Genomic DNA, 22204 nt, shown 5'->3' on the forward strand with positions numbered 1-22204 from the left:
TCAGACTTTCGTCCATTGCGGAAGATTCCCTACTGCTGCCTCCCGTAGGAGTCTGGGCCGTGTCTCAGTCCCAGTGTGGCCGATCACCCTCTCAGGTCGGCTACGCATCGTTGCCTTGGTGAGCCGTTACCTCACCAACTAGCTAATGCGACGCGGGTCCATCCATAAGTGACAGCCGAAGCCGCCTTTCAATTTCGAACCATGCAGTTCAAAATATTATCCGGTATTAGCCCCGGTTTCCCGGAGTTATCCCAGTCTTATGGGCAGGTTACCCACGTGTTACTCACCCGTCCGCCGCTAACTTCATAAGAGCAAGCTCTTAATCCATTCGCTCGACTTGCATGTATTAGGCACGCCGCCAGCGTTCATCCTGAGCCAGGATCAAACTCTCCAATAAAGTTAGTTTGTCTAGCATCTAAAATAAAAATTGACGTTTCACGTTGTTTGTTTCGTTTAGTTTTCAAAGTTCAATATCGCGTTTCAGCGACTTTTATAATATATCATAGTATATTATTTTCGTCAACAAGTTTTTTCGATAAGTTGTATCTCTCATTTACTGACTCTGCCTATTATATAGGCTTTCTCTTCCCTATGCAAGTATTATTATAAAAAAATAAAGAGAGGGAAAATCCCCTCTCTTATTCTTCTGAAGAAACCTCTTCACTCGTTTCTTCCTCTTCATCTTTTTGTGCTTTTGCTACCGTCGCTACCTCTTGGTCTTCCTCTAATCGAATTAGACGAACACCTTGTGTATTACGTCCCATTTGAGAGATTTGATCAACTGGCATACGAATAATAACGCCTGCCGCTGTAATTAACATAATATCTTCTTCACCTGTAACAGATTTAACAGCTACTAATTTACCGTTCTTATCTGTAATGTTACAAGTTTTCAGACCTTTACCACCGCGACTTTGCAGACGGTATTCATCAATCGGTGTACGCTTTCCGTAACCATTTTTCGTTACAATTAGAACATTTACATCCTCTTCGACAATTTCCATACCTACAACTTGGTCTTCATCGCCCAACGTAATAGCTTTAACACCTGCAGCATTACGTCCCATAGAACGAACATCTTGTTCATTGAAACGAATTAGCATACCGTTACTTGTCCCGACAATAATATCCTTATCACCCGATGTTAAACGTACAGATATTACCTCATCCTCTTCACGAAGAGAAATTGCAATTAAACCATTTGTACGTATATTTGCAAATGATGAAAGTGGCGTTCTCTTAGAAACCCCTTGTTTTGTCGTAAAGAATAAGAACTGATCGTCACCAAATTCACGAATTGGAATAATAGCGTTAATCCACTCACCCTTATCTACCCCTAATAGGTTAATAATTGGTAGTCCTTTTGCAGTACGACTATACTCTGGAATTTCATATCCTTTCGTACGGTATACTTTACCCTTGTTTGTAAAGAATAAAATATGATCATGAGTAGACGTTGTTAATAAATGTTCAACAAAGTCATCATCATTTGTACCCATTCCTTGCACACCACGTCCCCCACGGTTCTGTGTTTTGTACGTAGAAGCTGGTAACCTCTTAATATAACCGTTATGAGTTAACGTAATCGCAATGTTTTGTTCAGGAATTAAATCTTCATCTTCAATAAATTCCATACCGCCAATTGTAATTTCTGTTCGTCTCTTATCATTGAAACGCTCTTTTACTTCTGTTAATTCTTCACGAATAATCTCAAGAACTTTTTCTTCATCTGCTAAAATCGCTTTTAATTCAGCAATTAACTTCATTAAGTCTTGATATTCTTGCTCAATTTTTTCACGTTCTAATCCAGTTAAACGTTGCAGACGCATATCTAAAATCGCTTGCGCTTGTTTCTCACTTAAACCAAAACGTTCCATTAAGCCTTGCTTGGCAATATCTGCCGTTTTTGAACTACGAATTAACGTAATAACTTCATCAAGATGATCTAAAGCAATTCGTAATCCTTCTAAAATATGAGCGCGTGCTTCTGCTTTTTCTAATTCATAAGCAGTACGTCTACGAATTACTACCTTCTGATGCTCTAAATAATGATATAGATTTTGTTTTAAATTTAGTACTTGTGGCTCCCCATTTACAAGAGACAACATATTAATACCGAAACTTGTTTGAAGCGCTGTATGTTTATATAGATTGTTTAATAGTACGTTTGCATTAGCATCACGACGTACTTCCATGACAATACGCATACCATTACGATCTGATTCATCACGTAAATCTGTAATACCTTCAATTTTCTTATCGCGAACTAATTCTGCGATTTTTTCAATTAATCGTGCCTTATTAACTTGATAAGGTAGTTCAGTTACGATAATAGATTGTTTACCGTTTGACTTCTCTTCAATTTCAACCTTAGCACGAAGCATAATGGAACCGCGACCTGTTTCATAAGCTCTTCGAATTCCACTTCTTCCTAAAATTAAACCTGCCGTCGGAAAGTCTGGACCGGGAATATATTCCATTAATTCCGCGATAGTAATATCAGGATTATGACTTAATGCCAGCACACCATCAATTACTTCGCCAAGCTGATGCGGCGGTATATTTGTTGCCATACCAACAGCAATACCTGTTGTACCGTTTACTAATAAATTAGGGAAACGCGCTGGTAGTACTATCGGTTCTCTTTCGGAACCATCATAGTTATCTTGATAATCAATTGTATTTTTTGAAATATCACGTATTAATTCCATAGAAATCTTAGACATTCTTGCCTCTGTATAACGCATTGCCGCTGCTGAATCTCCATCTACAGAACCGAAGTTACCATGCCCATCTACAAGCATATAACGTTGACTAAAATCTTGCGCCATACGTACCATTGTTTCATAAACGGCTGAATCACCATGAGGGTGATACTTACCGATTACTTCACCGACAATACGTGCTGATTTCTTATACGCTTTATCAGCTGTAATTCCTAAATCATTCATCGCATATAAAACCCTACGATGCACAGGTTTTAATCCATCACGAACATCTGGTAATGCACGAGATACGATAACACTCATTGCGTAATCTAAAAATGAGGTACGCATTTCATGACTAATATTAATTTCTCGAATTCGTGCTTGTTGTTGATTGTCTGACATCAACGAGCACCTCCTCTTACATTTCCGTTACACATACATTGATTTATATGTAGAAGACAGGAATACTTAGATTCCTGTCATTACTCATTTAAATATCAAGGTTCTTCACGTATTTTGCATTCTCTTGGATAAAGTTACGACGTGGCTCTACTTTATCTCCCATTAAAATTTCAAATGTTTCGTCTGCTTCAATTGCATCTTGAAGGGAAACTTGAAGTAATGAACGTACTTCTGGGTCCATTGTCGTCTCCCATAGCTGAGTTGGATTCATTTCCCCTAGACCTTTATAACGCTGAATCCCTGGCTTAGGTTGGGCCGGTAATTCTGCTAAGATTTTTTCAAGTTCCTTATCGTTGTAAGCATATTGAATTTTTTTACCTTGTTGTATTTTAAACAACGGCGGCTGTGCAATATAGATATAACCACACTCAATTATTTGACGCATATAACGATAGAAGAACGTTAATAATAGGGTACGAATATGTGCACCATCAACATCGGCATCGGTCATAATAATAACTTTATGATAGCGTGCTTTTTCAATATCGAAGTCTCCACCAATATTTGTACCGATCGCCGTAATAATTGTACGAACTTCATCATTTGATAAAATCTTATCTAAGCGTGCCTTTTCCACATTAATAATTTTACCCTTCAGCGGTAAAATTGCTTGGAAATGACGATCGCGTCCTTGTTTTGCAGATCCACCCGCAGAGTCACCCTCTACGATGTAAATTTCACTAATTGCTGGATCTTTCGAAGAGCAATCAGCTAATTTACCAGGTAAACTTGAAACTTCTAACGCACTCTTTCGACGTGTCAATTCACGCGCTTTTTTCGCAGCTACACGTGCACGTGCAGCCATCGTACCTTTTTCTACAATTTTTCGCGCTACATTAGGATTTTCTAGTAAGAACTTTTCAAACGCCTCTGAGAATACAGACTCTGTAATTGTTCTCGCTTCACTATTCCCAAGTTTTGTCTTCGTTTGTCCTTCAAATTGTGGATTTGGATGCTTGATTGATACAATTGCTGTTAAACCTTCACGAACATCCTCACCAGTTAAATTACTGTCCGCATCTTTTAAAATGCTATTTTTACGACCATAGTCGTTGATTACACGAGTTAAAGCTGTTTTAAAACCTACCTCATGTGTACCACCTTCATACGTATGGATGTTATTCGTAAATGAGTAAATATTATTTGTGTATCCCTCGTTATATTGAAGAGAAACCTCAACCTGAATACCATCTTTTGAACCTTCTACGTACACAGGCTCTTCATGAATCGGTTGTTTTGAGCGATTTAAATGCTCAACGTATGATTTAATTCCACCTTCGTAATGGAATTCTTTCTTTTGCTTATGTTCACGTTTATCTTCAATTGTTAATTTAATATTACGATTTAAAAACGCTAATTCACGCATACGAGTTGCTAACGTATCAAAATCGTATACTGTTGTTTCTTGGAAAATTTCCGGATCTGGTTTAAATCGAGTTATTGTTCCTGTTTGATCTGTGTCACCAATGACTTTTAAATCCGCAACCGGAATACCTCTTTCGTATTTTTGGTAATGGATTTTACCTTCACGATGTACAAATACTTCTAATTCTGTTGATAGAGCATTTACAACCGATGCCCCAACACCATGTAAACCACCAGAAACTTTATAACCGCCACCGCCAAATTTACCACCGGCGTGGAGAACAGTCATAATAACTTCTACAGCTGGACGTCCCATTTTTTCTTGTATACCAACCGGAATACCACGCCCATTATCCGTTACACGAATACTATTATCTTCTTCGATACTAACATTAATTTCATCACAATAACCTGCAAGTGCTTCATCAATACTATTATCTACGATTTCCCACACAAGATGGTGAAGCCCTTTTCCACTTGTAGATCCAATATACATACCAGGGCGTTTCCGAACTGCCTCTAGTCCTTCAAGCACCTGTATCTGACTTTCATCATATGCATTTTCTTGCATTTGCTTTTGTTCCATTGACACAAAGATCACCTACTTTTCCATTTAAACAGGGGTTATTCCCTATCTATTTCACAATCTACAGTGCCGTTCGTTACATGAATTGTTTTCGCTTCTTTTAATGTTTCGTGTTCAATTCCGTCGACACTCGTCGTTGTAACAAATGTTTGCACTTTTCCTTGAATTGTATTTAAAAGATGTGATTGACGATAATCATCTAATTCTGATAAAACATCATCCAACAAAAGGATTGGATATTCTTTAACCTCTGAATAAATCAATTCAATTTCAGCTAATTTTAGGGATAGTGCGGTCGTTCGTTGTTGTCCTTGCGAACCAAAGACTTGAACATTTTTACTATTAACGAAGAATTGTAAATCATCACGATGAGGACCAATTAAAGTCGTACCACGGAAAATTTCACGTTGTTTCACAGATTGAAAACTTTCATAGTATACTTCTTTTATTTTCGACAAATCCATTGATTCTGATACATCTACACTTGGTTTATAGACAATTTCTAACTCTTCTAATCCACGGCTTATACCTCGATGAATTGGAGCTGCCCATTCCTGTAGCAAATGCAAAAATTCAAAACGTTTTTGCAGTATCTTCGCACCATGCTCAATTAGTTGAAGTGTAAATACATCCAACATCGTTTCCTCATTCTTACTATTCCCTTGCATTTTTTTCAACAAATGATTTCGTTGCGTGAGCACCTTTTGATATTGACTTAATTCATACAAATATACAGGAGCTATTTGTCCTAATTCCATATCTAAAAAGCGTCTTCTTACTTGAGGGCTTCCTTTTACAAGATTTAAATCTTCTGGGGCAAACATGACAACATTCATCACGCCAATATATTGACTTAACTTTCGTTGTTCAAGTTGATTTAATTTTGCCTTTTTACCTTTTTTCGAAATATTTAATTCCAAGGACAAAGAACTGTTTCTTTTTTGTAATTTCCCTTTTATTTGACCAAAATCTTCATCCCAGCGGATAAGTTCGCGATCATTAGAGGTTCTATGAGATTTCGCCATCGCTAAAACATAAATAGCTTCCATCAAGTTAGTTTTCCCTTGTGCATTTTCGCCGATAATTACATTTACCTTATCTTCAAAGGAAAGCTCTAATTTTTCATAATTGCGATAGTTTTTTAATTGTATTTCTGAAATAAACAAAGGGCTCCCCCTTTATGCCTGAACTTGGAAAGTTCCGCTTCCTGGAATTTCAATAACATCATTCGCATATAGTTTGCGACCTCTTCTATTTTCAAGTTCGTTGTTCACGTACACTTCATATTCTTGTAAAAACCATTTTACAGCGCCACCTGTATCAATTACATCAGCTAACTTTAAAAATTGTCCTAGTGTAATATACTCTGTTGAAATTTTAATACGTTTCATAAAATCGCTCACTTTCTGAAAGTGTTCATTCTTTCATTGTACTAAATAAACTAGCATTAGGAAAGTAATACCCAAAAATCAAATAAGGGCCACTAGCATCTTTAAACTAGCAACCCTTATTCCTTACCTAGTAAGTACGAACCGGTAAAATTAATTGAATAATTGAATCATCATTTACTGTACGAATTAAGAACGGTCTCATTGCCCCAGTAAAGCTAACTTTAATCTCTGTACTATCCAAAGCTTTTAATGCATCCATCATATATTTTGCACTAAAAGATATTTTTAACTCTTCTCCATCTACTTTTTCGCATTGTACTTCTTCGACAACTTTTCCGATTTCTGGTGAATTCGAAGAAATCTCTAGCATTTCTTGCTCTAAAGTTGATAATTTAACAACGTTATTGCGGCCATCTCTTGCTAATAGTGAAGCACGATCAATTGCTTGTAGGAATTCTTTTGTATTCACAAAAATATCCGTTTTACTCTCTGCCGGAATTAAACGTGTCGTATCAGGATAATTTCCTTCTAACAATCTTGAGAAGAATAATAAATGTTTTGTACGGAATAATACTTGATACTCCGTAATAACGATATCTACCATTTCTTCAGACTCATCTAAAATTTTACTTAATTCATTTAAGCTCTTACCTGGAATAACAACATTAGCTTGGAACTCATCTGCAATATTATGTCCTTCAATTTTTGCTTTTCTAAGTGCCAGTCTATGACTATCTGTTGCAATACAAGTTAACTCGCTGTTATATACCTTCCAGTTTACACCTGTCAAGATCGGTCTTGTTTCAGAAGTAGAAACTGCAAATACAGTTTGTCTGATCATATGCTTAAGTAAATCTGTTGGTATTTTAAATACATGATGTTCTTCAATCTGTGGCAGTAACGGATATTCTGCAGAATCTAAACCATTTAAGTTAAACTCTGATTTTCCAGATTTTATTTTTGTCATAAAATGATTTTCCACAGAAATTTCGACAGTGTCTTTAGGTAGTTTTTTTACAATCTCACTAAAATATTTTGCTTGTAAAACAATGCTTCCTGATTGAGCTATTTCTACGATTTCTTTTCCATCTTCTTCGACTGGAATAAACGATTCAATAGAAATATCAGCATCGCTTCCTGTTAATGTAACCCCTTCTTCAGTAGCTACAACTTTAATTCCCGTAAGGATGGGGATTGTTGTACGAGAAGAAACTGCCTTCATTACATCTTGTACACCTCTTACAAGATAGTCTTTTTGTATTGTAAAACGCATAAAGAAAAACCTCCGGTAAGTATAAGATTTTATTTAATTAATAAAGATAAAAAATAGTAGTAATAGTAATAGGGCTTGTGGATATGTGGATAACCCCTATAAAGGATGTAAAAACAGTCTATCTACATGTGGATAGACTGTGCGTAAAACAAGGTAAGTTATTCACACTATTCAGCTACTACTTTAAAATACCATTAATTTCTTCAACTTGCTTTTGTAATTGCGTATCGGTTTTTAGTAGTTTAGAGATTTTTTCATGGGCATGGATAACTGTTGTATGATCACGTCCACCAAATTCTTCACCTATTTTTGGTAAAGAGGAATCTGTAAGCTCGCGCGATAAATACATTGCAATTTGGCGAGGAAACGCAACTGATTTTGTACGTTTTTTCGCTTTAAAATCTTCTAATTTCACTTGATAAACATCCCCGACAGCTTTTTGAATATCATAAATAGAGATAATTTTCGGCTTAGAATTTGGAATAATATCTTTAAGTGCTTCAGCTGCTAAATCAGCATTAATATCTTTATTAATTAAAGATGAATAAGCTACAACTCGGATAAGTGCACCTTCTAATTCACGAATATTTGAATCAATTTGATTTGCGATATAAAGCATAACTTCATTTGGTATATCAAGCCCTTCAGCTTTTGCTTTTTTGCGTAAAATCGCAATTCGTGTCTCTAAATCTGGTGGCGTAATATCTGTAATAAGTCCCCATTCAAAGCGGGAACGAAGACGATCTTCTAAAGTCGGAATTTCTTTTGGTGGTCGATCACTAGAAATTACAATTTGTTTACTTTCTTCGTGTAATGCATTAAATGTATGGAAAAACTCTTCTTGAGTTTGTTCTTTTCCAGCAAGAAATTGAATATCATCTATCAATAAAACATCTACGTTGCGATATTTATTACGAAAATCAACAGCTTTATTATCACGAATAGAGTTAATAAATTCATTCGTGAATTTTTCTGATGATAAATATACAACTTTTGCATTTGGATTATGTTCAATTACATAATGACCAATCGCGTGCATTAAATGCGTCTTTCCAAGCCCAACTCCCCCGTAAATAAAGAGTGGATTATACGCTTTAGCTGGCGCCTCGGCTACAGCTAATGAAGCTGCATGGGCAAAACGGTTACCAGAACCGATAACAAATGTATCAAATGTATATTTTGGATTTAACATGCTCTGTGGTAAATGAGCTGAATCATCTTGTGCAGGATTCCGCTTAACTGGAGGAAGATCAATGTCCTCTTCAGCTTGACTTTGGGGAATAATAAAGCGAATTGCTAATTTTGCCCCTGTTAAATCGTATAGTGTTTCTGAAATTAGTTCTGAGTAATGAGATTCTAGCCAGTCACGAGCAAATTCATTTGGAGCTGTAATCGTTAATACGTCTTTCTTCAAGTTATGAGCCGTTGTTGATTTTAACCATGTCTCATAACTAGGCTTGCTTACCTTTTTTTCTAATTCTTTTAAGGCACTATTCCATAAATCAGAGATATTTTCCAAAGGTGTCCCTCCTTTACTAAGATGGTAAAAGAATAAGGTTGCGCAACAAATGTACAACCCAATAAATATAAAATGTATATTTATACGAAACGTATTTTAAAACCTAAAAACGTCGTTTGTATATGAGATAGGGTTTTCGACAAAAAAAGCAAATGTGGACAACTATTTACCCACATGTGATTAAAACTGTCCACATGTTATACACAAATTGTGGATAAGATAAAGGTGTGGAAAACTTATTCAAAGTGAAAACACAACTATAATATCAAAAAAAAGTGCCTATAGCAATGAATTTAAGAAAGTTATCCACAAAATCAATACCTTGTGGAATAAACTTGTCCACAACACGATATACTGTGTAAAAGTGCGAAAAAAGTTTGTGGATATAAAAAACGTGAAAAAACATTTATCCACAAGGAAATATAGATGCTGTGAAAAAGTATGTGAATAGGTTCAAAATGAATATTTGATGAAAATTTCTAGAACCATTGACATTTTCCTAGTTGATTAACTATAATTTATAGGACTGTCTTTAACAGATATTCCTCAGGGAGGTGTCATATAATGAAAAGAACTTACCAACCAAATAAACGTAAGCGCAGCAAAGTACATGGTTTCCGCAGCCGTATGAGCACAGCGAACGGACGTAAAGTGCTAGCAGCTCGTCGTCGTAAAGGAAGAAAAGTATTATCTGCGTAGACCACTGATCGTTCAGTGGTCTTTTTTTCTAATAATAGTGAATTTCCGCTGATGAAATACAGGAGTGTCAATTGATATGAAGAAAAAACATCGTATAAAGAAGAATGATGAATTCCAGGCGGTTTTTCAAAAAGGAAAATCAAATGCGAATCGTCAGTTTGTTGTATACCAATTAGATAAAGAAGAACAGCCAAACTTTCGCATCGGCCTTTCTGTTAGCAAGAAAATAGGAAATGCAGTAGTTCGTAATCGAATTAAGCGCATGGTCCGTCAGGCTATTACAGAGTTAAAAGATGAGATAGCTTCTGGAAAAGATTTTGTTATAATAGCAAGGAAGCCTTGTGCAGAGATGACATATGAAGAAGTAAAGAAAAGCTTAATTCATGTCTTTAAACGCTCTGGTATGAAAAGAATAAAAAAGTAGCGTAAGGAAATGAATTACACTATATACATACCGATACAAGGAGGAGTAGGCTTTGAAAAAGAAATTAGGTTTACTAGCCATGGTCGTTGCATTAATGGCGATTGCCACCGGTTGTAGTGAAACGGGTCAGCCGATTACATCGAAAAGTACTGGGATTTGGAATGAATATTTCGTATATCCGCTTTCTCAGTTAATCACGTATTTTGCCGACTTATTTAACAGTAATTATGGTTTAGCAATTGTTATTACAACTCTTATCATTCGTTTTGCGTTATTACCACTAATGATTAAACAAACGAAGAGTACGAAAGCGATGCAAGCGTTACAACCGGAAATGGTGAAGTTAAAAGAGAAATATAGCTCTAAAGATCAAGCGACACAGCAAAAACTGCAGCAAGAAATGATGCAGTTATATCAAAAAAATGGTGTAAATCCATTAGCTGGTTGTTTACCAATCTTTATTCAAATGCCAATTCTGTTCGCTTTTTATCATGCAATTATGAGAACAGCTGAAATTAAACAACATAGTTTCTTATGGTTCGATTTAGGACATGCAGACCCGTTCTATATCTTACCGGTCGTTGCAGCAATTACGACATTTATTCAGCAAAAGCTTGCAATGGCAGGAACAGCTGGTCAAAATCCGCAAATGGCAATGATGCTTTGGCTTATGCCGATTATGATTTTAATCTTTGCAATTAACTTCCCAGCCGCATTATCACTTTACTGGGTTGTTGGTAATATCTTTGGTATTGCTCAAATGTACTTTATCAAAGGGCCAGAAATTAAGGCTAGCAAAGCTGGAGGCTCAAGCAAGTGAGTGTAATTACTGCTAAAGGACAAACAGTCGAGCTGGCAGTAGAGGATGCTTTAAGGCAATTAGATACATCAAAAGATCGAGTAGATATAAATATTGTCGATGAGGGTAAAAGAGGATTCTTAGGTTTATTTGGGAATCGTCCTGCAGTAGTAGAAGTTGTATTGAAGAAAGATCCAATTCAAGAATGTGAAGAATATTTAAGAAATGTTATTCACAATATGGGTGTGGAAGTTGAGATTAGTAAAATTGTAAAAGGACGCGAAATTGAATTTACAATTTCTGGTGATAATGTAGGTGTTTTAATTGGGAAAAGAGGTAATACATTGAACTCTTTACAGTATTTAACAAAACTTGTCGCGAATCGTAACACGAAGCAGTATATCGGTATTACACTAGATGCTGAAAATTATCGGAGTAAAAGAAAAAGTACGTTAGAATCACTTTCTTATCGATTAGCGAAACAAGTATTTAATACGAAAAAAAGAGTTATTTTAGAACCGATGCCATCTTTTGAACGAAAAATTATTCATCAGGCATTATCAAATCATCAAGGTATCAATACAACTTCTGAAGGAAATGAACCACATCGGCATGTTGTAATATCTCCTAAATGACCGGTTGCTCAAATGAGTGCCGGTTTTTTTGAGCGAAAAATAGATGTGGATAACTAAAAAACACTAAACTTATCCACTGTGAATAAGTTTAGTGTTTTTTACATGGGGATATAATAAAATGAGTTATTCTTCTTTTGTAGATAGGTTCGTTATGGTATCCTAATAATTTAGTGAAAGAAATAATCATGTTGAAATAGAGATAAATAAGCAAGTGAGGTGAAAGGACATGGAATTTGATACAATTGCTGCGATTTCCACAGCGCTTGGAGAGGGTGCAATTGCCATTGTTCGAGTAAGTGGGGATGATGCGGTTGAGAAAGTTGACCGTATTTTTAAGGGGAAGGATTTAACAGAGGTTCCTTCTCACACTATTCATTATGGTCATATTGTTGATTTAGATACAAATCAAGTTATTGAAGAAGTTATGGTGTCTATTATGCGCGCACCAAGGACTTTTACACGTGAAAATATAGTGGAAATTAACTGTCACGGTGGACTTGTTTCAGTAAATAAAGTATTGCAACTTATTCTAGCACAAGGAGTACGATTGGCAGAACCGGGCGAATTTACAAAACGTGCTTTTTTAAATGGACGTATCGATTTATCACAAGCAGAAGCGGTTATGGATTTGATTCGAGCAAAAACAGATCGTGCGATGAATGTAGCAATTAATCAAATGGAAGGGCGATTATCTAAATTAATTGGTCTTTTGCGTCAAGAAATATTAGAAACATTAGCTCATGTTGAGGTAAATATAGATTATCCAGAATACGATGATGTAGAAGAGATGACACATAATATTTTAATTGAGAAAGCGACGCATGTTCGTTCGGAAATCGAAAAAATATTAGAAACATCAAAACAAGGGAAAATTTTACGTGAAGGTATTGCTACAGCAATTATCGGTAGACCTAACGTTGGGAAATCATCGCTATTAAATAGTCTTGTTCAGGAGAAAAAGGCAATTGTAACTGATATTGCAGGAACAACTCGTGATGTTATTGAAGAGTACGTTAACGTGCGTGGTGTACCTCTTAAACTTATAGATACAGCCGGTATTCGGGAGACAGAAGATGTTGTTGAACGAATTGGTGTGGAACGTTCAAAAGAAATGATGAGCCAAGCGGATTTAGTATTAGTTGTTGTAAACTATAGCGAGGCTTTAACAAATGAGGATGAAGATCTATTCCGCGCGGTACAAGGAAAAGACTTTATTGTTATTGTGAATAAGACTGATTTACCGCAAGGGATTGATATGGAACGTGTTACAGACTTAGCCGCGGGAAATCGTGTTATTACAACATCCTTAATTGAGGAACAAGGAATAGATGAACTCGAAAAGGCAATAGCTGATTTATTCTTTGAAGGAACAATCGATTCTGCAGATATGACATATGTTTCTAATGCGAGACATATTGGATTATTAACACAAGCAGGAAAAACAATCGGTGATGCAGTTGAGGCAATTGAAAATGGTGTACCAATTGATATGGTACAAATTGATTTAACAAGAACGTGGGAAATACTTGGTGAAATTACTGGTGATACAGTGCATGAAAGCTTAATTGACCAGTTGTTCTCTCAATTTTGTTTAGGAAAATAATATAGTGAAGTTGTAGAAAGATAGAGATTATTAGGAGGAATAAACAATGGGATACAATGCCGGTTCATACGATGTCATAGTAATCGGTGCAGGTCATGCAGGATGTGAAGCTGGTCTTGCGGCAGCACGAATGGGCTCAAAAACATTAATGTTAACAATTAACTTGGATATGGTAGCATTTATGCCATGTAACCCTTCTGTTGGTGGACCAGCAAAAGGGATTGTTGTTCGTGAAATTGATGCATTAGGCGGAGAAATGGGACGTAATATTGATAAAACTCATATTCAAATGCGTATGCTAAATACAGGTAAGGGACCAGCCGTACGTGCACTTCGAGCGCAAGCTGATAAATTCTCTTACCAACATGAATTAAAGAAAACAATTGAAGAAACACCAAACTTAACGTTGTTCCAAGGAATGGTAGAGCGTTTAATCGTTGAAGAAGGTGTATGTAAAGGGGTAGTTACACAAGCTGGTGCAGAATATACAGCAAAAACAGTTGTAATTACAACTGGAACATTTTTACGCGGCGAGATTATCATGGGCGACTTAAAATATTCAAGCGGTCCAAATAATCAGCAACCGTCTATTACATTATCTGAGCATTTAGAGGAACTTGGATTTGATCTTGTTAGATTTAAAACAGGGACACCTCCGCGTGTAAACAGTAATACAATTGACTACAGTAAAACAGAAATTCAACCAGGTGATGATAAGCCACGTGCGTTCTCTTTTGAAACAACGAAATTTATTATGGATCAAATTCCATGTTGGTTGACATATACAAGTACAGAAACACACCGTTTAATAGATGAAAATTTACATCGTTCAGCTATGTATTCTGGTATGATTAAAGGAACAGGTCCTAGATACTGTCCTTCTATTGAAGACAAAGTAGTAAGATTTAATGATAAACCACGTCATCAAATTTTCTTAGAGCCAGAAGGGCGTAATACACAAGAAGTATATGTACAAGGTTTATCCACAAGCTTACCAGAAGATGTACAACGTGACATGCTTAGAACAATTCCAGGCCTAGAAAATGTTGAAATGATGCGTACAGGTTATGCAATTGAATATGATGCAATTGTGCCAACACAACTATGGCCAACACTTGAAACGAAAAAGATTAAAAATTTATATACAGCAGGACAAATTAATGGAACTTCTGGTTACGAAGAGGCGGCCGGACAAGGGCTTATGGCTGGAATTAATGCAGCATGCCGTTCTTTAGGTAAAGAAGAAGTTGTTTTAGGTCGCGAGGATGCTTATATTGGTGTCTTAATTGATGATCTTGTAACGAAAGGTACAAATGAACCATATCGTTTATTAACGTCTCGTGCAGAATACCGTCTATTATTACGCCACGATAATGCTGATCTTCGTTTAACTGAAGTCGGTCGTAAAATTGGATTAATTAAAGAAGAGCGCTATGAGCGATTTACAAATAAAAAATTACAAATTGAACAGGAAAAGGAACGTTTAAGCAGCATTATTATTAAACCACGTCCTGAAGTTCAAGAATTAATTCGCAATATTGGCGGAAGTGAATTGAAAGATGGAATACGTGCAAGTGACTTATTACGTCGTCCAGAGATGACATATGAGCATATTCATCTTTTAGTACCAAGTGAAGTAGAATTAAGTGATGAAGTTAAAGAACAAGTTGAAATTCAGATTAAGTATGAAGGATATATTGAAAAATCTTTACAGCAAGTAGAGCGTATGAAGAAAATGGAGAATAAAAAAATCCCTGTAGATATTGATTATGATGCGATTTCTAGCATTGCTTCAGAAGCTAGACAGAAATTGAAAGATGTTCGTCCACTTTCAATGGGGCAGGCTTCACGTATTTCTGGCGTAAATCCAGCGGATATTTCCATTTTACTTGTGTATATAGAACAAGGAAAAATTGCACGCGTATCGAACCAATAAATAGTAAGGAGATATTGCTAGATGAACATAGGACAATTTCAATCTATGCTAGAAGAGAAGGGAATCACCCTCTCTTCTAGACAGTTAGAGCAGTTCAAAATCTACTTTGAAACATTAGTAGAGTGGAATGAAAAAATGAACTTAACGGCTATTACAGAAAAAGAAGAAGTATATTTAAAACACTTTTTTGATTCCATTACAGCTGCTTTTTATTATGATTTTTCAAAACCATTCTCAATTTGCGATGTTGGTGCAGGTGCTGGATTCCCAAGTATTCCTTTAAAAATTTGTTTCCCGCATTTAAAAATAACAATTGTAGATTCGTTGCAAAAACGTATTAATTTCTTAAATCACTTAGCACAAAAGTTAGAATTAAGTGATGTTGCATTTTGTCATGATCGTGCTGAAACATTTGGGAAAAAAGAAGGTGTACGTGAATCATACGATATTGTAATGGCACGTGCAGTTGCGCGTCTTTCTGTATTAAGTGAGCTATGTTTACCGCTTGTAAAAGTTGGAGGAACATTCATTGCAATGAAAGGTGCAGCAGCAAACGAAGAAATTGAAAATGGTAAGTATGCTTTAGAGGTGCTAGGCGGAGAGTTAAAAGAGATGTCTACGTTCCAATTACCGTTTGAAGAGAGTGAACGTAATATTTTATTAATCGAGAAAAAGCGCAAGACACCAAAGAAATATCCACGCAAACCGGGAACACCCAATAAATTACCTATTGAAAAATAAATCTTATTAGACGTAAGATTAAATTATATAAATGAAAACGTAAATGTTTCATAGGAAACATTTTATGGAGAATAGTCAATAGGCCTAAAAGGTGGTGGAATATGTATGAAAAATACGTTTTCTCGTTTATTTGGCTTTGGAGATAAAGAGAGCGAATTCGAATTACAAGACGAAAGCCATGAAGAGATAGATAAAAAGGTATATGAAGAAATACAAGAAATTCCGATAGTAAATATTACCCCTAACCGTTATCAACCAAGAACAGTTTTTGATGATGCGCGTATTGATGAGCTAGCATTAACAATTCGTACACATGGACTTATTCAGCCGATTGTTGTAAGGCAATATGAGGATGATAAGTACGAGATTATTGCTGGAGAAAGACGTTTTCGCGCGGCAACAAAGTTAGGTTGGGAAAAGGTTCCTGCAATTATAAAGAACTTAAATGATACAGAGACAGCTTCTGTAGCTTTAATTGAAAACTTGCAACGTGAGGAACTAACGGCAATCGAGGAAGCTGTGGCATATCAAAAGCTGATTGAGTTACATAATTTAACACAAGAAGCATTGGCACAACGACTTGGAAAAGGACAATCTACAATCGCAAATAAGTTGCGATTGTTAAAGTTGCCTGAAGAAATAAAAAGTGCATTATTAGAAAAAAGCATTACAGAACGTCACGCCCGCGCTCTCATTCCTTTAAAAAATGAGGAATTACAACTGAAGGTTTTACAGGAAATTGTGGAGAAACAACTAAATGTAAAGCAAACAGAAGAACGAATTGCGAAGCTACTAGAGGAAGCGAAACCGAAGCGTAAGGCAAAGCAAAAAGCAGTAAGTCGAGATACGAGGATTGCTATGAATACAATTAGACAATCTTTACAAATGGTTACTGAAAGTGGTTTGAATGTTAATTCTGAGGAAGAAGAATTTGATGAGTACTATCAAATTACAATTAAAATTCCAAAGAAAAAATAATAATGACGTGCTAGAGACCTTATCCTATTGGAGAGGTCTCTTTTACTATATTTTCTTGTTAAATGAAGAAGGAGTTTAGAAATAAATTTTGAAGTTTAATAAAGGACGTAAAAGAAAAAGTTTTATTTCATGTTACAATAAACGTAATTGTTACTAGAATAAGATAGAAAGGTTGAAAGTAGGTGACATCATGGGAAAAATCATTGCTATTGCTAATCAAAAAGGCGGTGTTGGAAAAACAACAACATCTGTTAATTTAGGGGCTGGATTGGCACAAGTAGGTAAAAAAGTCCTTCTTGTAGATATTGATGCTCAAGGAAATGCAACGACTGGTGTGGGAATTGAAAAATCTGAATTAGATCAATGTATTTACAACGTTCTTGTGGAAGATGCAGATGTTCAAGGGGTTATACAGAAAACCGCAACTGAAAACTTAGATGTTCTACCCGCTACAATTCAATTAGCTGGTGCTGAAATTGAATTGGTACCGACTATTTCCCGGGAAGTACGTTTGCAAAGAGCATTACAGCCAGTTCGTGATGAATATGACTATATTATTATCGACTGTCCCCCATCTTTAGGGTTATTAACGATTAACGCATTAACAGCAGCAGATTCTGTTATTATTCCTGTACAGTGTGAATATTACGCACTAGAAGGGTTAAGTCAGCTATTAAATACAGTTCGACTTGTACAAAAACATTTAAATAAAAATTTAGCAATTCAAGGTGTATTGTTAACAATGTTGGATGCCCGTACAAATTTAGGAATCCAAGTTATAGATGAAGTGAAAAAGTATTTTAGGGATAAAGTATATCGCTCGATTATTCCGCGTAATGTACGCTTGAGCGAGGCTCCAAGTCATGGGAAACCTATTATGCAGTATGACGCTAAATCAAGAGGAGCAGAAGTATATATAGATTTAGCAGAGGAAGTGATTGCAGGTGGCTAAAGGATTAGGAAGAGGAATTAATGTGTTTTTTCCTGATTTAGATGTGAAAGAAGAGGAAACAATTCAGGAGATTCTTGTAACTGAATTAAGGCCGAATCCATATCAACCGCGTAAACACTTTAATAAAGAGGCGATTCAGGAATTAGCAATTTCGATTAAGGAACACGGTATTTTACAACCATTAATTGCTAGGAAGAGTATTAAAGGATATGAAATTGTTGCAGGTGAAAGACGATTTCGTGCTGCAAAAGAGGCTGGTTTAGAAAAAGTACCTGCCGTTGTCAGACAATTAACTGAACAGCAAATGATGGAATTTGCTTTGTTAGAAAACTTACAACGAGAAGATTTAAATCCTATGGAAGAGGCAATGGCATACCAGATGTTAATGAATGAGCTAAATGTAACGCAAGAACAATTAGCGAAACGTCTTGGTAAAAGCAGACCTTACATTGCAAATTATACTAGGTTATTAAGCCTACCTTCTTTCGTACAAGATATGATTGCAAATGGTCAACTTTCAATGGCTCATGGGAGAACTTTACTTACGATAAAAGATGAAGAACAATTGAAGTCCTTATTGAAACGCATTGAAAAAGAAGGATTAAATGTTCGTCAATTAGAGAAAATTGTCCAAGAGATTAATCAACACGTTTCACGTGAAACAAAAAAAGTGAAAAAAGAGCGAAATATATTTTTCGTAGAACGTGAAACGTTCTTAAGAGAAAAGTTTGGCACAGATGTGAAAATTAAAGAGACGAAAAAAGAAAAAGGTAAAATTGAAATTGAATTTTTTAATAAAGAAGATTTAAATCGTATTTTAGAACTATTAGCACAGAAAAATTAAAAAGCAAACCATCTTATTATTTATAGATGGTTTGCTTTTTTTAATGCGGATAATTTTTGATCCGTCTCTTTTATACTTTGTGCGATTACATCAGCCATTTTCATGACTAAACTTAATCTTGTATTTTGAAGAACGAAAAACTCCATAAACCCATTTAGATTGACGATACCGTGTATGTGCAAATCACCAACTGCAGGTAATTTCTTATTCATAGCAGCTCCAGGTTTACTAGGCCCCTTTCCAGTAGTGATTGATCCGATATTTTGGGACTTTCCTAAACATGCATCAACAGCAATTATAAATGCAGTAGGATTTTCTTTCTGTATATTCTGAATTTTCTCTTCTAAATTTAGCGCATGTACTGGCTCATCTAGTGTACCGAATACTTGGAGGTTTTGGATGTCTATTTGTTCAAGTTTTGTACCAACTAACGGGCCGAGTGCATCACCTGTAGAGCGATCTGTTCCGATACAAACGAGAATGATTGGTATATTAGTTTTAATAGGAATATGGGTAAGTAAGAAATTACTGATTATCTCAGAGGCTTCTAGATCTTGGTGCATAACGTTTTGAGTTTCTTTCTCAAAAAATGGTAAGCGAAAACTTCCAATATTCATGAAGCACCCATCCTTTTAATAAATTTTCAATATATGTTATATGGTGAGGAAAATGGAAAGTTATAATTGCGTAATTTTTGCAAAATGTGAATGAAAACGGAAATAATAGTACTAGTATATATATATTCGTTCCATTTTATACCTGGATATCGGGGATAAAATAGGATTAAAATCATAAAATTTTTTCAGCAATTAGGGGACTTCTGATACAATAATAAGGGTAACTAAAAAGAAATTTTAGCTAGAGAGGTAGAGGTACATGGATTTATTAGCGAAGTGGTTTAATTCTATGAAACAGTATTTATTAGATGCTGATCGTTGGGCTCATATTGGAGTTGCGACATTAAAAATATGCATTATTTTAATAATTGGTGCGGTTGTTGTGCGAATTGCAAGAGCGGTTGTACGAAATGCGTTTCGTATGGGAAGTCGTTCTCCAATTCAAATTTCAGAACGTCGTACAGTTACAGTAGCGAAATTACTTGAAAATATTGTAGCGTACGTTGTTATGTTCATTATGCTAATTGCGATTTTAGGTGTGTTTGATATTAATGCATCAGGTTTATTAGCGGGTGCTGGGGTAATTGGTTTAGCAGTCGGATTTGGTGCTCAAAGTTTAGTGAAAGACGTTATTACAGGTTTATTTATTTTGTTAGAAGATCAGTTTTCAGTTGGCGATTATGTTAAAATCGGTCAATTTGAAGGAGTCGTTTTAGAAATTGGACTTCGTACAACGAAAGTAAAGAGTTGGACAGGTGAAATTCATACTTTACCAAATGGAAGTATTATTCAAGTTACTAACTACTCAGTTAGTAATAGTGTAGCGTTTGTTGATGTATCTATTTCATATGAGGCTGATATTGCGAAAGCAGAGCAGGTTATTGAAGATTTATTAGTAGAATTACCTTCAAAGTACGAAAAAATGGTAACAACGCCTCAATTATTAGGTGTGCAAACATTAGCTGCATCAGAAGTTATATTACGTGTTATTGCTGAAGTAGAACCGATGCAACATGCAGTTATTGCAAGGGCACTTCGTAAAGAGATTAAAAATCGTCTTGATTTACATGGAATTGAAATTCCATATCCGCGTATGGTTTTATATAATCGTGAAGAATTAGTTAGTGGAAAAGCAATTTAGTATGGAGAGGAGTTTGGAGAGTGGAGCAAAAGGAATATAACTTGTATGATGTTGTGGAAATGAAGAAAGCCCATCCATGTGGCGAGAATCGTTGGAAAATTATTCGTATGGGAATGGATATCCGCATTAAGTGCGAGGGGTGTGACCATTCAGTAATGATTCCTCGAAGAGAGTTTGATCGTAAGGTGAAAAAAATACTTGTGAAGCACGAAGAATAGAGGGAGAGTAACAGTTACAGTAGGTAACTGTTACTTTTTTTCGTTTGGCGGAAACTTGTCATTTTTTTCGTTACTATCTATAATGATGAAAGATTGAGACATAGGAGTGAAAAATATGGGATTAACGGCTGGGATTGTTGGATTACCTAACGTAGGGAAGTCCACTTTATTTAATGCAATTACACAAGCAGGAGCAGAATCTGCGAACTATCCATTCTGTACAATTGATCCAAACGTAGGGATTGTAGAAGTACCAGATGAGCGTTTAAATAAATTAACGGAACTAGTAGAACCGAAAAAGACTGTTCCGACTGTATTCGAGTTTACTGATATTGCAGGTATCGTAAAAGGTGCTAGTAAAGGTGAAGGTTTAGGAAATAAATTCTTATCTCACATTCGTCAAGTAGATGCAATTTGCCAAGTTGTTCGTTGTTTTGAAGACGAAAATATTACGCACGTTTCAGGGAAAGTAGATCCAATTGATGATATTGAAACAATCAATTTAGAGCTAATTTTAGCGGACTTAGAGTCTGTTGATAAGCGTATCGAGCGTGTCGCGAAATTAGCAAGACAAAAAGATAAAGAAGCGGTATATGAGCATGAAATTTTAGTTCGTTTAAAAGAAGCTTTTGAAGAGGGAAAACCAGCTCGTACTGTTGAATTTACAGAAGAGCAGATGAAGATTGTTAAAGGCCTTCATTTACTTACAACAAAAGAAATGTTATACGTAGCGAATGTAAGTGAAGACGATGTTATCGATCCTTCGGAAAATAAATACGTACAAATGGTAAAAGAATTTGCAGCAAATGAAAATTCTCAAGTAATCGTTGTATGTGCAAAAATCGAATCAGAAATCGCTGAATTAGACGAAGAAGAGAAAAAAGTATTCCTTGAAGAATTAGGAATTGAAGAGTCTGGTTTAGATCAATTAATTCGTGCAGCATATGACCTATTAGGACTTGCTACTTACTTTACAGCTGGCGTTCAAGAAGTACGTGCTTGGACATTTAAACAAGGAATGAAGGCACCACAATGTGCTGGTGTTATTCATACAGACTTTGAGCGTGGATTTATTCGTGCAGAAACAGTTTCTTACGATGACTTAATGACAAACGGTTCTATGACAGCTGCAAAAGAAGCTGGAAAAGTACGTTTAGAAGGAAAAGAATATATCGTAAAAGACGGAGATGTGATGCACTTCCGTTTTAACGTTTAATTTAATATTTCCTAGGAAAAATAAAGATATGAGCTTGGCAAATATATTATATGTTTGCCAAGTTTTTTATGTATTGGTGAGTTGATTCATATAACTT

The 22204-nt window shown here is 35.7% G+C and carries 20 protein-coding genes and 1 rRNA gene; 13 read left to right on the top strand and 8 right to left on the bottom strand.

The annotated features are described in order from the left end of the window. From ACTFRY_RS23115 to dnaA, 7 genes are all read right to left on the bottom strand, one after another. A 16S ribosomal RNA gene (locus tag ACTFRY_RS23115) occupies positions 1 to 397 on the bottom strand; the annotation flags it as partial. 241 nt (positions 398 to 638) lie between these two features. Further along, positions 639 to 3110 (bottom strand): DNA gyrase subunit A, encoded by a 2472-nt coding sequence (gene gyrA / locus ACTFRY_RS23120; RefSeq protein ID WP_001282864.1) that lies wholly within the window; start codon positions 3108 to 3110, stop codon positions 639 to 641. Positions 3111 to 3198: 88 nt separating this feature from the next. Then, complete coding sequence (gene gyrB / locus ACTFRY_RS23125) at positions 3199 to 5121, bottom strand: DNA topoisomerase (ATP-hydrolyzing) subunit B (protein ID WP_000435982.1); 1923 nt, start codon at positions 5119 to 5121, stop codon at positions 3199 to 3201. A gap of 38 nt (positions 5122 to 5159) precedes the next feature. Next, positions 5160 to 6287 carry a DNA replication/repair protein RecF gene (gene recF, locus ACTFRY_RS23130; RefSeq protein ID WP_044796543.1) on the bottom strand — a complete coding sequence of 376 codons (1128 nt, stop codon included), beginning with the start codon at positions 6285 to 6287 and terminating at the stop codon, positions 5160 to 5162. A 12-nt stretch (positions 6288 to 6299) separates the two neighbouring features. Continuing rightward, positions 6300 to 6512 (bottom strand): S4 domain-containing protein YaaA, encoded by a 213-nt coding sequence (gene yaaA / locus ACTFRY_RS23135; RefSeq protein WP_000821364.1) that lies wholly within the window; start codon positions 6510 to 6512, stop codon positions 6300 to 6302. Between the two features lie 127 nt (positions 6513 to 6639). Beyond that, on the bottom strand, positions 6640 to 7785 hold the full coding sequence (gene dnaN, locus ACTFRY_RS23140) for a DNA polymerase III subunit beta (RefSeq protein WP_001212884.1): 1146 nt from the start codon (positions 7783 to 7785) through the stop codon (positions 6640 to 6642). A 178-nt stretch (positions 7786 to 7963) separates the two neighbouring features. Then, positions 7964 to 9304: a chromosomal replication initiator protein DnaA gene (dnaA, locus tag ACTFRY_RS23145; protein WP_000428018.1), complete on the bottom strand. Its 1341-nt coding sequence runs from the start codon at positions 9302 to 9304 to the stop codon at positions 7964 to 7966. 564 nt (positions 9305 to 9868) lie between these two features. On the opposite strand from dnaA, the gene rpmH reads away from it, so the two are divergent. From rpmH to spo0J, 10 genes are all read left to right on the top strand, one after another. After that, entirely contained in the window at positions 9869 to 10003 is a 135-nt protein-coding gene (gene rpmH / locus ACTFRY_RS23150) for a 50S ribosomal protein L34 (protein ID WP_000831901.1), read from the top strand. A gap of 76 nt (positions 10004 to 10079) precedes the next feature. Then, complete coding sequence (rnpA, locus tag ACTFRY_RS23155; RefSeq protein ID WP_000726619.1) at positions 10080 to 10427, top strand: ribonuclease P protein component; 348 nt, start codon at positions 10080 to 10082, stop codon at positions 10425 to 10427. Between the two features lie 52 nt (positions 10428 to 10479). Further along, positions 10480 to 11247: a YidC family membrane integrase SpoIIIJ gene (spoIIIJ, locus tag ACTFRY_RS23160; RefSeq protein WP_000727737.1), complete on the top strand. Its 768-nt coding sequence runs from the start codon at positions 10480 to 10482 to the stop codon at positions 11245 to 11247. After that, positions 11244 to 11861 (top strand): RNA-binding cell elongation regulator Jag/EloR, encoded by a 618-nt coding sequence (gene jag, locus ACTFRY_RS23165; protein WP_098617022.1) that lies wholly within the window; start codon positions 11244 to 11246, stop codon positions 11859 to 11861. The genes spoIIIJ and jag overlap by 4 nt, the downstream gene beginning before the upstream one ends. 226 nt (positions 11862 to 12087) lie before the next feature. After that, positions 12088 to 13464 (top strand): tRNA uridine-5-carboxymethylaminomethyl(34) synthesis GTPase MnmE, encoded by a 1377-nt coding sequence (gene mnmE, locus ACTFRY_RS23170; protein WP_098617021.1) that lies wholly within the window; start codon positions 12088 to 12090, stop codon positions 13462 to 13464. Positions 13465 to 13510: 46 nt separating this feature from the next. Then, entirely contained in the window at positions 13511 to 15400 is a 1890-nt protein-coding gene (gene mnmG, locus ACTFRY_RS23175; protein WP_000541055.1) for a tRNA uridine-5-carboxymethylaminomethyl(34) synthesis enzyme MnmG, read from the top strand. Positions 15401 to 15421: 21 nt separating this feature from the next. After that, the gene (rsmG, locus tag ACTFRY_RS23180; protein WP_098617020.1) at positions 15422 to 16141 is read left to right on the top strand and encodes a 16S rRNA (guanine(527)-N(7))-methyltransferase RsmG; all 720 of its coding nucleotides are present in this window, start codon (positions 15422 to 15424) and stop codon (positions 16139 to 16141) included. A 105-nt stretch (positions 16142 to 16246) separates the two neighbouring features. Then, positions 16247 to 17119: a nucleoid occlusion protein gene (gene noc / locus ACTFRY_RS23185; protein WP_000799016.1), complete on the top strand. Its 873-nt coding sequence runs from the start codon at positions 16247 to 16249 to the stop codon at positions 17117 to 17119. 190 nt (positions 17120 to 17309) lie between these two features. Further along, a complete protein-coding gene (gene soj / locus ACTFRY_RS23190) occupies positions 17310 to 18071 on the top strand; it encodes a sporulation initiation inhibitor protein Soj (protein WP_000516114.1) in 762 nt (253 codons plus the stop codon). Further along, a complete protein-coding gene (gene spo0J, locus ACTFRY_RS23195; RefSeq protein WP_001051832.1) occupies positions 18064 to 18915 on the top strand; it encodes a stage 0 sporulation protein Spo0J in 852 nt (283 codons plus the stop codon). Before soj ends, spo0J begins: the two co-directional genes overlap by 8 nt. A 20-nt stretch (positions 18916 to 18935) precedes the next feature. On the opposite strand, the gene yyaC is transcribed toward spo0J, so the two are convergent. After that, positions 18936 to 19532, bottom strand: coding sequence for a spore protease YyaC (gene yyaC / locus ACTFRY_RS23200; protein ID WP_053513691.1), 597 nt, complete (start codon positions 19530 to 19532; stop codon positions 18936 to 18938). A gap of 259 nt (positions 19533 to 19791) precedes the next feature. Between yyaC and ACTFRY_RS23205 the strand changes: the two genes are divergently transcribed. The 3 genes from ACTFRY_RS23205 (at position 19792) to ychF (ending at position 22107) form a co-directional block, all read left to right on the top strand. After that, a complete protein-coding gene (locus ACTFRY_RS23205; RefSeq protein ID WP_000364809.1) occupies positions 19792 to 20673 on the top strand; it encodes a mechanosensitive ion channel family protein in 882 nt (293 codons plus the stop codon). A 20-nt stretch (positions 20674 to 20693) separates the two neighbouring features. Beyond that, positions 20694 to 20891: a DUF951 domain-containing protein gene (locus ACTFRY_RS23210; protein ID WP_000435485.1), complete on the top strand. Its 198-nt coding sequence runs from the start codon at positions 20694 to 20696 to the stop codon at positions 20889 to 20891. A gap of 115 nt (positions 20892 to 21006) precedes the next feature. Continuing rightward, positions 21007 to 22107, top strand: a complete 1101-nt coding sequence (gene ychF, locus ACTFRY_RS23215) for a redox-regulated ATPase YchF (protein WP_000524667.1) — start codon at positions 21007 to 21009, stop codon at positions 22105 to 22107. Positions 22108 to 22204 lie beyond the last annotated feature (97 nt).

Origin of the sequence: Bacillus cereus group sp. MYBK195-1 (assembly GCF_051916605.1) — a bacterium.
Taxonomy (GTDB): Bacteria; Bacillota; Bacilli; order Bacillales; family Bacillaceae_G; genus Bacillus_A; species Bacillus_A cereus.

What these genes read in the sequence shown, in the direction of transcription:
- gyrA (WP_001282864.1), bottom strand. Translation starts at nt 3,110, where the DNA reads ATGTCAGACAATCAACAACAAGCACGAATTCGAGAAATTAATATTAGT.
- gyrB (WP_000435982.1), bottom strand. Translation starts at nt 5,121, where the DNA reads ATGGAACAAAAGCAAATGCAAGAAAATGCATATGATGAAAGTCAGATA.
- yaaA (WP_000821364.1), bottom strand. Translation starts at nt 6,512, where the DNA reads ATGAAACGTATTAAAATTTCAACAGAGTATATTACACTAGGACAATTT.
- dnaN (WP_001212884.1), bottom strand. Translation starts at nt 7,785, where the DNA reads ATGCGTTTTACAATACAAAAAGACTATCTTGTAAGAGGTGTACAAGAT.
- rpmH (WP_000831901.1), top strand. Translation starts at nt 9,869, where the DNA reads ATGAAAAGAACTTACCAACCAAATAAACGTAAGCGCAGCAAAGTACAT.
- rnpA (WP_000726619.1), top strand. Translation starts at nt 10,080, where the DNA reads ATGAAGAAAAAACATCGTATAAAGAAGAATGATGAATTCCAGGCGGTT.
- mnmE (WP_098617021.1), top strand. Translation starts at nt 12,088, where the DNA reads ATGGAATTTGATACAATTGCTGCGATTTCCACAGCGCTTGGAGAGGGT.
- mnmG (WP_000541055.1), top strand. Translation starts at nt 13,511, where the DNA reads ATGGGATACAATGCCGGTTCATACGATGTCATAGTAATCGGTGCAGGT.
- rsmG (WP_098617020.1), top strand. Translation starts at nt 15,422, where the DNA reads ATGAACATAGGACAATTTCAATCTATGCTAGAAGAGAAGGGAATCACC.
- noc (WP_000799016.1), top strand. Translation starts at nt 16,247, where the DNA reads ATGAAAAATACGTTTTCTCGTTTATTTGGCTTTGGAGATAAAGAGAGC.
- soj (WP_000516114.1), top strand. Translation starts at nt 17,310, where the DNA reads ATGGGAAAAATCATTGCTATTGCTAATCAAAAAGGCGGTGTTGGAAAA.
- yyaC (WP_053513691.1), bottom strand. Translation starts at nt 19,532, where the DNA reads ATGAATATTGGAAGTTTTCGCTTACCATTTTTTGAGAAAGAAACTCAA.
- ACTFRY_RS23205 (WP_000364809.1), top strand. Translation starts at nt 19,792, where the DNA reads ATGGATTTATTAGCGAAGTGGTTTAATTCTATGAAACAGTATTTATTA.
- ychF (WP_000524667.1), top strand. Translation starts at nt 21,007, where the DNA reads ATGGGATTAACGGCTGGGATTGTTGGATTACCTAACGTAGGGAAGTCC.